Consider the following 11,843-nt stretch of genomic DNA (forward strand, 5'->3'; position numbering starts at 1 on the left):
CGCGCAGAATATAACGAAGAACGTCCGCATAGCTCACTCGGTGATATGCCACCCGTTATCTATGCGAGGCAAAAACTGGCCGGAGATCCTCATTGGCGGTGGTACTAAAAACCGGAGGGACTACAGATCCACAACACTAAAGATTTTACGGCCACGATGAACGGTGTCACCGTTAAGCAAGATGGTGCACGTAATCTGGGGGAAGTGAAAGTTGGCGTTGAAGGGCAGCTAAATCCTCGCCTGAACCTGTGGGGCAATATCGGCGTTCAGGTTGGAGATAAAGGCTACAACGATGGTGCGGCAATGGTTGGAGTAAAAGTTAACTTTTAACTGATGAGGAGGCAAGCATATATTGGGGTTTGCCTCCTTCTCTCTTTTGTGTGTTTTATTGCCTGCTGCAACAAAGTCCATCATTCTCATAGAATCCCTATTTTGAAGCTGTCGGTACACAAACGGAAAATTAGTCTAGCGCAAATGGTGTAAAGCAAAGCCGCTATTGGTCATCGCCACTATGTCGCCATTCGCGAAGTGACATGATAGGGAAACATTGATTTTAAAGGGATATTTATCTAGAAAAGAAAAAACCCACTAATCTTGAACCTAATGAGGCGGGATTAGCGGGCTCTCCAACGTGGGGACTTCAAAGAAAAGCAGTGGCATTAATTAAGACTGCCTTTCCTAAACAAAGTTCGTTCAATGCGACATAAATTCAAAAAAATTATTGATTTTTTACTTCGCCATTATGAATCAGTGTGTTGCATTATGCTCCGGGCCAGATTATCACGATAAGCGTACCGGCAAGTGTCAGCAATACGTTAGCAATAGCATAGGTACCGGCATAACCAAGGGCAGGGATGTTACTGCGCGCGGTGTCGCTGATGATCTCCATCGCCGGGGCGCAGGTGCGAGCGCCCATAATGGCACCGAACAGCAGTGCGCGATTCATGCGCAATACATAAGCTCCGAAGATAAAGCAAATCACCACCGGCACCAGGCTCACAATCAGACCAGAAATCAGCATTTGACCGCCAATCACTCCCAGCCCCTGATTGATCCCCGCACCCGCACTCAGACCAACACCTGCCATAAATACCATCAGACCGAATTCTTTCACCATATTCAGCGCGCCCTGCGGGATGTAGCCGAAGGTGGGATGGTTGGCACGTAGGAAGCCCAACATAATCCCGGCAAACAGTAATCCGGCGGCATTACCAATCCCAAAACTAAAGTTCTTAAACTGGAAGGTGATGAGACCAATCATCAGGCCAACAATAAAAAAGGCGCAGAAGGCCAGAAGATCGGTGACCTGGCTGTGGATCGAAATAAAACCAATGCGCTCAGCTACCGCTTTTACGCGGCGGGCGTCACCGCTGACCTGCAACACATCGCCTTTGTTGAGCACGATGCTGTCATCAATAGGCATTTCAATCTGGCTGCGGATAACCCGGTTAAGGAAACAACCATGATCGGTCAGGTTAAGCTGACTGAGACGTTTACCGACGGCACTGTTATTTTTGACGACAACCTCTTCGGTAACAATGCGCATGTCGAGCAAATCACGGTCAAACACCTCTTTACCGTTGCGGAAACTGGGGTCCAGACGAGAGTGAGCATCGGGATAGCCAACCAGCGAGATCTCATCACCGACCTGCAACACTGCATCACCGTCCGGCGTCGCCAGGATGCCGTTGCGCCGAATACGTTCGATATAACAGCCTGTTTGACGGTAAATACCCAGCTCACGCAGGTTCTTGCCATCGGCCCAGGCGACCAATTCCTGACCCACGCGATAGGCACGAATAACCGGCAGATAAACTTTGCGTTGACTGTCGGTATCCAGGCCGCGTTCTCGGGCAATTTGCTGTGCACTGGTCGGTAAATCCTGATGCTGTAATTTTGGCAGGTATCGGGCGCCAAAAATCAGACTCACCAGCCCGATGAGATAAGTCAGCGCGTAACCGAGACTTAAATTATCCAGTTCCGTGCCGAGCAGTCTATTGCCGCCTAGTGTATTTCTGAGCGTATCCCCCGCGCCAACCAGCACCGGGGTGGAGGTCATCGAACCGGCTAACATACCGGCAGTAAGACCGATGTCCCAACCGAAAAAACGCCCCAGCCCAAAGGCTAACAGCATGGCGCTTCCGACCATCACCAGCGCCAGCATCAGATAATTTTTGCCATCGCGGAAGAAAATCGAGAAAAAATTAGGCCCGGCTTCGACACCCACACAAAAAATAAACAGCATAAAACCGAGATTGAGCGCTTCGGTGTTAATGCTGAAGTGTTGTTGGCCAAGCAGTAGGGAAACGACTAACACGCCGATGGAATTTCCTAACTGGACGGAACCCAGGCGGATTTTCCCCAGGCAAAGCCCGAGCGCGAGCACGACAAATAACAACAGGATGTAATTCCCGTTTAACAGACTGACGACATTTATGTTCACAAGGATAACTTATTGTTTACCAACAAATTCTTGATATGAGAAGTGTAAGGGATAAATTCGATTGCATTATATTTTAACCCCTAACTGAAAGGCTAATAATATAGTGGCTGACCATAACAACGCAATTTTTAACGTTATTTTAGCCACAGAATCGTTATTCAGCCAGAGAAGATCCGGTAGAGACGCGTTGAAAGCCTGTTATGTGTCGTTGCGGCGCTTGCGGTACCTTCAGTAAACTCCCACACACGATCAAGATAGATTACCCCCACACAGTAAAAAGGCGCTCAATGAGCGCCTTTTTACTGTGTGGGGGTATCTGTATTAAGACTGGAACAGAGCCAGATTTTCTTTTGCGTAGGCTTCAAAATCCGTGAAACCCCCGATGTGGGTGGAATCGACGAAAATCTGCGGAACGGTTTCAACCGGCTTGCCGACCGTTTTTTCAAGATCAGCTTTAGAAATGCCTTCAGCGTGGATATCAATATAACGGAAATTGAAATCATCACGTTCTTCAGTCAATTTTTCAGCCAACTCTTTTGCACGTACACAATAAGGACAGCCAGGACGCCCGAAAATTACTGCAAACATGGAGACTCCTTGATTTTTAATGCCATTAAAATGAAAGAACTAAAGTATGAGCTGCACCAATTATGTTAAGTGCGTCACATTTATTTATGGGCTTACTATGCCTGTTACAAATGCTAAAAAAAAGCAGGAAATTCCTTTCAGTCCCATCCATAGAACCTATCATTATGCTGACAAAGGATTTTTATTTGTGATCCCTACATCCGCGAAATGCAGCTTTTGTTGCAGCAATCAGTTTGCAGGCTATTGCAAAGCGCTGGCCGAGCATCAATGATCAGGGTCAGTTGTTTATATTTTTTTCTGTCCAAGGATCTCCAATGACACCCACTATCGAACTCCTGCGCGCTCACCGTTCTATTCGCTCATTTACCGACCAGCCGTTGTCTGATGAGCAACGTGAAGCCATTATCGGCGCAGCGCAAGGCGCATCCACCTCCAGCTTTTTACAATGTGTATCAATTATTCGCATTACCGATCTCTCCCTGCGCGAAAAGCTGGTGCAGTTCACTGGTGGTCAGAAGTATGTCGCCAGCGCCGCTGAGTTTTGGGTTTTCTGCGCTGATTTCAATCGAAATCAACAAATCAACCCCGAGGCTGAACTTGGTCTGGCCGAACAGTTGTTGCTGGGCTGTGTTGATACGGCGTTGATGGCGCAAAATGCGATGACAGCAGCAGAATCGCTGGGTCTGGGGGGCGTGTTCATTGGCGGTATTCGTAATCAGATTGATGAAGTGATAGCGTTGCTGAACTTGCCTAAATTTGTCATGCCTTTATTTGGTTTTTGCATCGGTTACCCGGCGCAGGATCACCAGGTCAAACCGCGGATGCCGCAATCCTTGCTGGTGCATGAAAACAGTTATCAGCCGGTCGACAAGCAGATTCTGGCCGAATATGACGACCAGCTAAACAGCTATTATCAGCAACGTGACAGCAATGCACGTCGTGACACCTGGAGTGACCTGATTATCCGTACGCTGAAAAAAGAGCAGCGTCCGCATATGCTGGATGCTTTGCACAAACAAGGCTGGATAACGCGCTAACGGCGACGGAGTGTCGGATGAAAATAGCTATTCTTTCCCGTGATGGAAATTTGTATTCGTGCAAACGTCTGCGGGAGGCGGCGGAAAGCCGTGATCATGAGATCGATATTATCGATCCACTATCTTGCTATATGAATATCAATCCGGCCGCACCCAGCGTGCATTACCAGGGACGCCAACTGGATAAATATCACGCGGTGATCCCGCGTATCGGCTCTACAACGACGTTTTATGGCACTGCGGTACTGCGTCAGTTTGAAATGTTGGGCAGTTTTCCACTCAACGAATCGGTCGCCATTACTCGTGCGCGGGACAAACTGCGTTCAATGCAGATCCTGGCGCGTGAAGGGATTGATTTGCCCACCACCGGTTTTGCTAACGCGCCTGACGATACCTCAGACCTGATTGCGCTGGTGGGCGGTGCGCCGTTGGTGGTGAAACTGGTCGAAGGGACGCAGGGTATTGGCGTGGTTCTCGCTGAGACACGTCAAGCGGCAGAGAGCGTCATTGATGCTTTTCGCGGTCTGAATGCGCATATTTTGGTACAGGAGTATATCCGCGAGGCACAAGGGCGCGACATTCGCTGTCTGGTGGTCGGTAAGCGGGTGGTGGGGGCGATTGAACGCCAGGCGAAGGCCGGCGATTTTCGCTCTAACCTACACCGGGGCGGCACGGCCAACAAGGTTGAGATCACCGCGCAAGAGAAGGCCATTGCGATCAAAGCGGCATCGACTCTGGGGTTGGACGTAGCGGGTGTTGATATTTTGCGCTCAAACCGCGGGCCGCTGTTGATGGAGGTTAACGCCTCTCCTGGTCTGGAAGGCATTGAAAGTACCACGGGATTGGATATTGCCGGCATGATGATTGAGTACATCGAACATCGCGCGCGGCCGGGTTTTCGATTGAAATCAGGAGGGTGACTTTCGATAACAATGCCGTATAACGCATTCTATTAAGCAAATTGTTCATCAAGGGCGTTTTGGTCATGGCGTTGACTGACAATATTCCGTAAGCTATCGCCCCTTCGCGCCTCACCGGCGCGCTTTTCTGCGGTTAGATTTCACTGTTTTGAACTTATGAGGCATTTTATGGATTCACTCATCGTCCCTGATTTAGCGTTGCTTCGGCGCTGGCTTGATCAGTTGGGCATTTCATTTTTCGAGTGTGATTCGTGTCAGGCTCTCCATTTGCCACATATGCAGAATTTTGACGGCGTATTTGATGCTAAATTGGATATTGTCGACAACGTCATTCTGTTTTCGGCACTGGCAGAAGTGAGACCTACTTCGCTTCTTCCGATCGTGGCTGACCTCAGCCAAATCAATGCCAGTTCGCTGACGGTGAAAGCCTTCGTCGATATTCAAGACGATAACTTACCGAAATTGATTGTCTGCCAGGCTTTGTCGATAGCCGTGGGTGTCACTCAGTCTCAGTTCGCGCATTTTCTGCAACAGGCAGAGGAACAGATGTCGATGATCATCCTTGAAGCGCATGCCAACGATATGCTGTTTACGGGTGAGGAAGAAGAGGGCGAACCGGTAGTCGGTCTGAGCATCCCGCTTCTGCACTAGTATTCTTTCGTTACCACCCGATCATCTCTGTGAGCTGCTACAACCGGATAGGAAATAATTGGGCAGAATGAGATTTCAATTTGTACCCGTACCCGTAATGATTGGCGCGTCGGCGATTGTGGCGACACGCTGTCTGGAATTCATTCTGCTGCTTGATGCTATGGGGTTGGATGGCCTCATGGATTTCCTGCGCGCCAGCGCCAGTTCCTGGCTCAACAGTTTCATTCTGCTCGCCAGCCTGATTATCGTATTGGTGGAATGCCGTGCTGCTTATGCCATGATGCGCGGCCGTAACTGGGGGCGCTGGGCTTATATTGGCTGTCAGGCCGTGGTAGTCAGTTATATGCTGCTGGCCTCTTTTGATGGGGTTGGGCCAAAGATTTTCAGCTTTGATACCAACACGCAAGGGCAGTTTCTCTATGCCTTACTGATGCAAAAACTGCCCGATATCCTGGTGATGCTCCTATTGTTTGTACCACCCGCCAGCCGACGATTTTTTCTGCGCCGCAAAGCCGTGCTTCAGGCTGCACGGTGATACACTTCGCGCCAACTTTTCTTCTGGTCTTCCAATAACGGTCATCTTTTATGCATTGCGCACTTTATACCGCCGGGACTTGTCGTTCCTGTCAGTGGCTTGATAAACCCTACTCGCACCAGTTAGCTGATAAACAGCAGAATCTGGGGCAGTTGCTCAATGGTCTTCCGGTCAGGGAGTGGTGCGAGCCAGTCACCAGCGCGGAAAGTGCGTTTCGAAATAAAGCCAAAATGGTCGTCAGCGGCAGCGTTGAACGGCCGCTATTGGGCATGCTTCATCGCGACGGTACGCCGGTTGACTTGTGTGACTGTCCGCTTTATCCGGCCAGTTTCTCCGCGGTGTTTACCCGACTAAAAAGCTTTATCGCCCGCGCCGGGCTAACGCCTTACCACGTCGCACGTAAACGCGGTGAACTTAAATTTCTGCTGCTGAGCGAAAGTCAGAAAACCGGTGACATGATGCTGCGCTTCGTGTTGCGTTCGGAAACCAAACTGGCCCAGCTGCGGGCAGCATTGCCGTGGTTACATCAACAACTGCCGCAATTGAAGGTGATTTCGGCCAATATTCAGCCGGTGCATATGGCCATCCTCGAAGGTGATCTGGAGATCCCGCTGACGGCACAACAAGCGCTGGAAGAGGAATTTAATCACGTACCGCTGTTTATCCGACCGCAAAGTTTCTTCCAGACGAATCCTCAGGTTGCTGCCGCGCTTTATGCCACGGCGCGCGAATGGGTGACCGATCTTAATATCAGCAGTATGTGGGATCTATTTTGCGGAGTCGGTGGCTTTGGCCTGCACTGCGCCACGCCTGAAATGAAACTGACGGGGATTGAAATTAGTGCTGAAGCGATTGCTTGTGCGCGTGAATCGGCGATAAGACTGGGATTAAAGCACGTAGAGTTCCAGGCGCTGGACTCAACGGGGTTTGCTACCGGCAAAGGCGAAGTGCCAGACCTGGTGCTGGTCAATCCGCCGCGGCGTGGTATCGGCAACGAACTCTGCGATTATCTCAGTCGCATGGCACCGCAGACCCTGCTTTATTCCAGCTGTAATGCACAAACGATGGCGAAAGATCTGCTTCTATTGCCTGATTATCAGATCGAACGCGTGCAGTTGTTCGACATGTTCCCTCACACCGCACACTATGAAGTCCTGACGCTGCTTTCACGACGCTGATAGCCCACAGGTCATCCTGCCAGTTGGCTTAATATCAATAGCAGTTTGTCGAACACCTCGCTGAAGAGATGTTCGCAGAAGGGAGCGATCAGCGGCATCATCATGCCAATCGACAAGATACCGACACTCAGCGTCACCGGGAAGCCGATGACGAACACGGATAGCTGCGGTGTCACGCGGTTAAGCACACCGAGCGCCATATTGATGGTCAGCAATACCGTGACGATGGGCAGTGCCAGCATCAGGCCACTACTGAAAACGATACTGCCGCCTTTGGCCAGCGCCATAAAACCGTTGCCATTGAGTGGGTGCGAACGGATGGGCAGGGTTTGGAAACTGTCTGACAGTATTGAAATCAGCCACAAGTGGCCGTTGAAACTCAGAAACAGCAGCACCGCCAACAGGTTCAGGAGCTGCGCCAGAATGGGCGTGTTGAGGCGGCTGCTAGGATCGAAGAAGGTGGCAAACGAGATACCCATCTGTAGGCCGATAATTTCCCCTGCCATGCGCACAGCAGAAAACGCCAGTTGCATGGTCAGTCCCATCGCGGTACCGATAATAATTTGCTGTGCGGCCAGCCACAGGGCGCCGCTTGAGAACATAGGAACCTCAATGGGGGGCAAGCCGGGAGCAATCAGAAAGGTGATCATCAGCCCAAGGCCGATTTTAACGCGCTTTGGCACCTGCTTTTCGCTCGTGACCGGCGCAGTACTGATCAGCGCCAGAATGCGCAGCAGCGGCCAGAAATACAGACTCAGCCAGCCGGCCAGTTGGGTGCTGTCAAAAGAGATCATCGGTTAGCCGATAATATAGGGCAGGCTGGTAAACAGCGTACGCATGTAGTCCAGCAGCAGGTTAAGCATCCACGGACCGGCGATCACGATAGTGGCAACCACAGCCAGGATCTTAGGGATAAAGGACAGTGTTTGTTCGTTAATCTGCGTTGCTGCCTGCAACAGGCTGACGATAAGCCCGGTGACCAGTGCAGCCAGCAGTAAAGGTGCAGCCACGGCCAGTGCAATTCTCATTGCCTGATTACCCATCGCCATCACCGATTCAGGAGTCATAGGATTCTCTTAAGGATTAGTCTGCATGGGCGAGCTTACTTGCCATTTTAAATCCGGGCAGTGCTCGGAATCCTCACGTACTCATGTACGCTACGGTTCCTCTGCGCTGGCCGTCTTCAAACTGACTGCGACGCTGACGCCCAACCGTCGTGAAAACAAGGCTGACGCCCAGTCTTCGGGAAAACAGCGCTGGAAACTTAACTATAAAAACTCTGTGCCAGCGAGCCAAGCAGCAGTTGCCAGCCGTCGACCAGAACAAACAGCATCAGTTTGAACGGGAGCGAGATGGTGGCGGGTGGCACCATCATCATCCCCAATGCCATCAGCACGCTGGCGATCACCAGGTCAATGATCATAAATGGAATAAAGACAGTGAAGCCTATCTGGAACGCCGTTTTCAGTTCGCTGGTGACATAGGCCGGTAACAGGATACGCATAGGTACTGCTTCCGGGCCAGCCAGAGGCGGTAAATGGGCTAAGCGGGCATACAGAGCCAGATCGCTTTCGCGGGTCTGACGCAGCATAAACTGCCGCAGCGGCTCAGCCCCTTTGTCCATGGCGACCTGCATACTGATTTTATCTTCACTAAACGGCTGATAGGCATCAGTGTAGATTTTATCGAACACCGGTGACATAACAAAAAAGGTCAGAAACAACGCCAGACCCAGCATGACCTGATTGGGGGGTGCCGAAGGGGTGCCGAGGGCATTACGTAACAAGCCGAGCACAATAATGATGCGAGTAAAGCTGGTACACATCAGCAGCATGGCGGGGAGCAGCGTTAAGGTGGTGATAAACACCAGCGTCTGCACCGGTAAAGACCAGCTCTGGGTACCGTTGGACAACTGCTGGCTGATGATCCCCGGCAGTTGCGCGAAGGCGGCCGGGCAGACCAGTAACAGCACCGGCAGCAGCCAGCGTAAAGAAGATTTCAGCGAACTCATGCCTTATTTCCCGGACGTTTTAACACTTTTTTTAGCAGTTGACCGAAGTCAGTGGGTTTTTGTGACGCTGTCACCTCATCCGCTGTCGTCACTACCGGTGGTGCGCTCAGCGTATGCAACGGAGTGATCTGATGTGAGGTCACGCCAAGCACCAGCCAGGTGTTGTCCACTTCGACCACCACGACTTTTTCACCTCGTCCTACCTGACAACTGGCGGTCACCTTGAGCAGCTTGTTGTTCTTTGACTGTGGCGCAAAACCCGTACGTTTCGCCACCCAGCCGATAAACAAAATCAGCAGCAAAATCCCCCCCAGTACCGTGCTGACCTGTGTCAGTACTGCACTGGTAGGAATGGCCGGAGCCGCTTGCTGTACGGCCGTGTGCGGTGCAGACGGCGTAAGGTAAGGGGAATCCGGACTGGCGGGTGTGTTACTCATTAGCGGCTCAGACGACGCATACGTTCTGATGGCGTAATGATATCGGTAATGCGCACGCCGTATTTATCGGCGACCACGACGACTTCACCTTGCGCAATCAGATAACCGTTGATCAGGATATCCAGTGGTTCGCCCGCCAGTCCGTCCAGCGCCACCACGGAACCCTGGGACAGACGTAGCAGTTCTTTGATGGTCATTTTGGTACGACCGAGTTCGACGGTCAGCTTGACTGGAATATCGAGGATCATGTCGATATCTTGCAGACTTCCCGTGCCTTCCTGGGCACCCAACGCAGCGAACACACCGCTGGTAGAGGCTTTTTCACTGCCGCCTGCTGCTTGCTGTTCGTTAAACGCATCAGCCCATAAATCGTCAACGTTGTCTGATCCGCTGTCAGACGGTGTATTGGTGTCACTCATGGGACTGTTCCTCATCCAGGGAATTTAAAATTGGGTTAATCAAGTGTTCCACGCGCAGGGCATACTGATCGTTGAGAGTGCCATATTTACTGGTCAAAACCGGGACACCATCGACGTGCGCAATCAGACGATCCGGTTTTTCAATCGGTAGCACATCGCCAGGCTGTAGCTTAAGAATCTGCGACAGGCGTAGCGGGATATCGACGAAATTCGCCACCAACTCCAGTTGAGAATGCTTAACCTGATGCACCAGATTCTCACGCCACTGGCTCTCTTCATTACGCGAGTTTTCTATTGGCGGGTTGGTCAGCAATTCGCGAATCGGCTCAATCATGCTGAACGGAATGCAGATGTTGAAATCACCGCTTAGTGCGCCGATCTCTACATGGAACGGGGTGGTGACCACGATATCGTTGGGTGAAGAGGTAATATTCGTGAACTTCACCTGTAACTCAGCACGCACATATTCCACGCTGAGTTTGTAGACGGCGCTCCATGCATCCTGATAGGCGTCGAGCGCCAGCGTCAGCATACGTTTGATCACCCGCTGTTCGGTATGGGTGAACTCACGGCCTTCCACTTTGGTCGGAAAACGGCCGTCGCCACCGAACAGGTTATCCACGGCGATAAACACCAGGCTGGGGGCAAACACGAACAGTGCCGAGCCACGCAGTGGTTTCAGGTGGATAACGTTAAGGTTGGTTGGCACCGGCAGGTTACGCGCAAAGTCATGATATGGCTGGATTTTAATCGGGCCGACGGTGATGTCTGGGCTGCGCCGTAACAGGTTGAAGAGCCCCATGCGGAAATGACGAGCAAAACGCTCGTTAATAATTTCCAGCGCCTGCAACCGCTCGCGAACCACGCGTCGCTGAGTGGTGGGGTCAAAAGGTTTTACACCATCGTCAGTTTTACCCGCAGTGGTGTTGACCTCCTGGACGCTGTCACTGTCGCTGTCACCGTTAAGCAACGCGTCAATTTCCGCCTGTGAAAGAATGCTGTCAGCCATAATTTGATTATCGCAGTATGAAAGCAGTGAAAAGCACGTCGTTGATCAGCAGATTAGGCTGACCTTTGACAAAAGGAGGACTCAGAACCTGTTTAATCTCGGCAATCAACTGCTGCTTGCCGTTTTCGCTGACTAAATCGGCGCTTTTCTGGCGTGACAGCAACATCAGCAAACGGCTGCGGACTTCCGGCAGGTACTCACTCAGTGTGGCGCGGTTTTTCTCATCCGACAGTCGCAGGGTCAGGCCGATGTACAATACACGGTCAGGATTGTTATCTGCCGTTTGCAGATTCACCGTAAAGGTATCAAGCGCCAGAAAAATCGGTGGTGCGGGTGGCACCTCTTTCTTCACCTGCTCAGCCCCTGGGGCTGCCGACTGATTATGTAACATCCACCACGCATAACCCCCAGCGGCACAAGCGGCGAGGGTCACTAAAACCAGCAGGATAATCAGTATCGGGCGTTTACTTTTACGCTTGGACGAAATAGCAGAGTCAGACATGGATAAGCGAAGTTCCTGTTATTTGGATAAGTCAGATATTTAATTTCTGTTTAGAATTATCCCGCGTATGCCGTCTTTCAATAGTCGGAATAGGCAGGATAAATGTGTCTACA

Annotated in this window: 15 protein-coding genes and 1 pseudogene; 7 read left to right on the forward strand and 9 right to left on the reverse strand. The window is 51.2% G+C overall.

The features are described 5' to 3' along the window. On the forward strand, window positions 1-108 hold a 108-nt coding region (locus IEV89_RS11880; protein ID WP_188471404.1), incomplete at its 5' end, for an integrase core domain-containing protein. An 18-nt stretch (window positions 109-126) separates the two neighbouring features. Beyond that, window positions 127-330, forward strand: a pseudogene (locus IEV89_RS11885) (autotransporter outer membrane beta-barrel domain-containing protein); the annotation flags it as partial. A gap of 430 nt (window positions 331-760) precedes the next feature. On the opposite strand, the gene IEV89_RS11890 reads toward IEV89_RS11885, so the two are convergent. Further along, window positions 761-2,443 (reverse strand): aspartate:alanine antiporter, encoded by a 1,683-nt coding sequence (locus IEV89_RS11890; RefSeq protein ID WP_188473737.1) that lies wholly within the window; start codon window positions 2,441-2,443, stop codon window positions 761-763. Between the two features lie 321 nt (window positions 2,444-2,764). After that, a complete protein-coding gene (locus IEV89_RS11895) occupies window positions 2,765-3,031 on the reverse strand; it encodes a GrxA family glutaredoxin (RefSeq protein ID WP_188473738.1) in 267 nt (88 codons plus the stop codon). A gap of 314 nt (window positions 3,032-3,345) precedes the next feature. Between IEV89_RS11895 and nfsA the strand changes: the two genes are divergently transcribed. The 5 genes from nfsA (at window position 3,346) to rlmC (ending at window position 7,352) form a co-directional block, all read left to right on the forward strand. After that, window positions 3,346-4,068, forward strand: coding sequence for an oxygen-insensitive NADPH nitroreductase (gene nfsA / locus IEV89_RS11900; RefSeq protein WP_188473739.1), 723 nt, complete (start codon window positions 3,346-3,348; stop codon window positions 4,066-4,068). Window positions 4,069-4,085: 17 nt separating this feature from the next. Then, window positions 4,086-4,988 carry a 30S ribosomal protein S6--L-glutamate ligase gene (gene rimK, locus IEV89_RS11905; RefSeq protein WP_188473740.1) on the forward strand — a complete coding sequence of 301 codons (903 nt, stop codon included), beginning with the start codon at window positions 4,086-4,088 and terminating at the stop codon, window positions 4,986-4,988. A 168-nt stretch (window positions 4,989-5,156) separates the two neighbouring features. After that, window positions 5,157-5,639: a YbjN domain-containing protein gene (locus IEV89_RS11910; RefSeq protein ID WP_188473741.1), complete on the forward strand. Its 483-nt coding sequence runs from the start codon at window positions 5,157-5,159 to the stop codon at window positions 5,637-5,639. A 67-nt stretch (window positions 5,640-5,706) separates the two neighbouring features. Then, window positions 5,707-6,174: a YbjO family protein gene (locus IEV89_RS11915; RefSeq protein WP_188473742.1), complete on the forward strand. Its 468-nt coding sequence runs from the start codon at window positions 5,707-5,709 to the stop codon at window positions 6,172-6,174. A gap of 50 nt (window positions 6,175-6,224) precedes the next feature. Continuing rightward, window positions 6,225-7,352: a 23S rRNA (uracil(747)-C(5))-methyltransferase RlmC gene (gene rlmC / locus IEV89_RS11920; RefSeq protein ID WP_188473743.1), complete on the forward strand. Its 1,128-nt coding sequence runs from the start codon at window positions 6,225-6,227 to the stop codon at window positions 7,350-7,352. A gap of 11 nt (window positions 7,353-7,363) precedes the next feature. Here rlmC and fliR read toward each other — a convergent pair whose 3' ends face one another. The 7 genes from fliR to fliL all read right to left on the reverse strand — a co-directional run bounded on the left by fliR (window position 7,364) and on the right by fliL (window position 11,730). Then, on the reverse strand, window positions 7,364-8,146 hold the full coding sequence (gene fliR, locus IEV89_RS11925; RefSeq protein ID WP_188473744.1) for a flagellar biosynthetic protein FliR: 783 nt from the start codon (window positions 8,144-8,146) through the stop codon (window positions 7,364-7,366). A gap of 3 nt (window positions 8,147-8,149) precedes the next feature. Beyond that, complete coding sequence (fliQ, locus tag IEV89_RS11930) at window positions 8,150-8,419, reverse strand: flagellar biosynthesis protein FliQ (protein WP_188473745.1); 270 nt, start codon at window positions 8,417-8,419, stop codon at window positions 8,150-8,152. A gap of 197 nt (window positions 8,420-8,616) precedes the next feature. Then, a complete protein-coding gene (gene fliP, locus IEV89_RS11935; RefSeq protein WP_188473746.1) occupies window positions 8,617-9,363 on the reverse strand; it encodes a flagellar type III secretion system pore protein FliP in 747 nt (248 codons plus the stop codon). Next, a complete protein-coding gene (fliO, locus tag IEV89_RS11940) occupies window positions 9,360-9,800 on the reverse strand; it encodes a flagellar biosynthetic protein FliO (protein ID WP_188473747.1) in 441 nt (146 codons plus the stop codon). The genes fliP and fliO overlap by 4 nt, the downstream gene beginning before the upstream one ends. Next, on the reverse strand, window positions 9,800-10,219 hold the full coding sequence (gene fliN, locus IEV89_RS11945; RefSeq protein ID WP_188473748.1) for a flagellar motor switch protein FliN: 420 nt from the start codon (window positions 10,217-10,219) through the stop codon (window positions 9,800-9,802). The genes fliO and fliN overlap by 1 nt, the downstream gene beginning before the upstream one ends. Further along, complete coding sequence (fliM, locus tag IEV89_RS11950) at window positions 10,212-11,228, reverse strand: flagellar motor switch protein FliM (RefSeq protein WP_188473749.1); 1,017 nt, start codon at window positions 11,226-11,228, stop codon at window positions 10,212-10,214. The genes fliN and fliM overlap by 8 nt, the downstream gene beginning before the upstream one ends. Window positions 11,229-11,235: 7 nt before the next feature. Further along, window positions 11,236-11,730 (reverse strand): flagellar basal body-associated protein FliL, encoded by a 495-nt coding sequence (fliL, locus tag IEV89_RS11955; protein ID WP_188473750.1) that lies wholly within the window; start codon window positions 11,728-11,730, stop codon window positions 11,236-11,238. Window positions 11,731-11,843 lie beyond the last annotated feature (113 nt).

Source organism: Hafnia psychrotolerans, assembly GCF_014639435.1.
Lineage (GTDB): Bacteria > Pseudomonadota > Gammaproteobacteria > Enterobacterales > Enterobacteriaceae > Ewingella > Ewingella psychrotolerans.

Excerpts from the sequence above, each read along its gene's own strand:
- IEV89_RS11895 (WP_188473738.1), bottom strand. The coding sequence starts at position 3,031 with ATGTTTGCAGTAATTTTCGGGCGTCCTGGCTGTCCTTATTGTGTACGT.
- fliN (WP_188473748.1), bottom strand. The coding sequence starts at position 10,219 with ATGAGTGACACCAATACACCGTCTGACAGCGGATCAGACAACGTTGAC.
- IEV89_RS11915 (WP_188473742.1), top strand. The coding sequence starts at position 5,707 with ATGAGATTTCAATTTGTACCCGTACCCGTAATGATTGGCGCGTCGGCG.
- fliL (WP_188473750.1), bottom strand. The coding sequence starts at position 11,730 with ATGTCTGACTCTGCTATTTCGTCCAAGCGTAAAAGTAAACGCCCGATA.
- fliQ (WP_188473745.1), bottom strand. The coding sequence starts at position 8,419 with ATGACTCCTGAATCGGTGATGGCGATGGGTAATCAGGCAATGAGAATT.
- fliP (WP_188473746.1), bottom strand. The coding sequence starts at position 9,363 with ATGAGTTCGCTGAAATCTTCTTTACGCTGGCTGCTGCCGGTGCTGTTA.
- rlmC (WP_188473743.1), top strand. The coding sequence starts at position 6,225 with ATGCATTGCGCACTTTATACCGCCGGGACTTGTCGTTCCTGTCAGTGG.
- fliO (WP_188473747.1), bottom strand. The coding sequence starts at position 9,800 with ATGAGTAACACACCCGCCAGTCCGGATTCCCCTTACCTTACGCCGTCT.
- IEV89_RS11910 (WP_188473741.1), top strand. The coding sequence starts at position 5,157 with ATGGATTCACTCATCGTCCCTGATTTAGCGTTGCTTCGGCGCTGGCTT.
- nfsA (WP_188473739.1), top strand. The coding sequence starts at position 3,346 with ATGACACCCACTATCGAACTCCTGCGCGCTCACCGTTCTATTCGCTCA.
- fliM (WP_188473749.1), bottom strand. The coding sequence starts at position 11,228 with ATGGCTGACAGCATTCTTTCACAGGCGGAAATTGACGCGTTGCTTAAC.
- fliR (WP_188473744.1), bottom strand. The coding sequence starts at position 8,146 with ATGATCTCTTTTGACAGCACCCAACTGGCCGGCTGGCTGAGTCTGTAT.
- rimK (WP_188473740.1), top strand. The coding sequence starts at position 4,086 with ATGAAAATAGCTATTCTTTCCCGTGATGGAAATTTGTATTCGTGCAAA.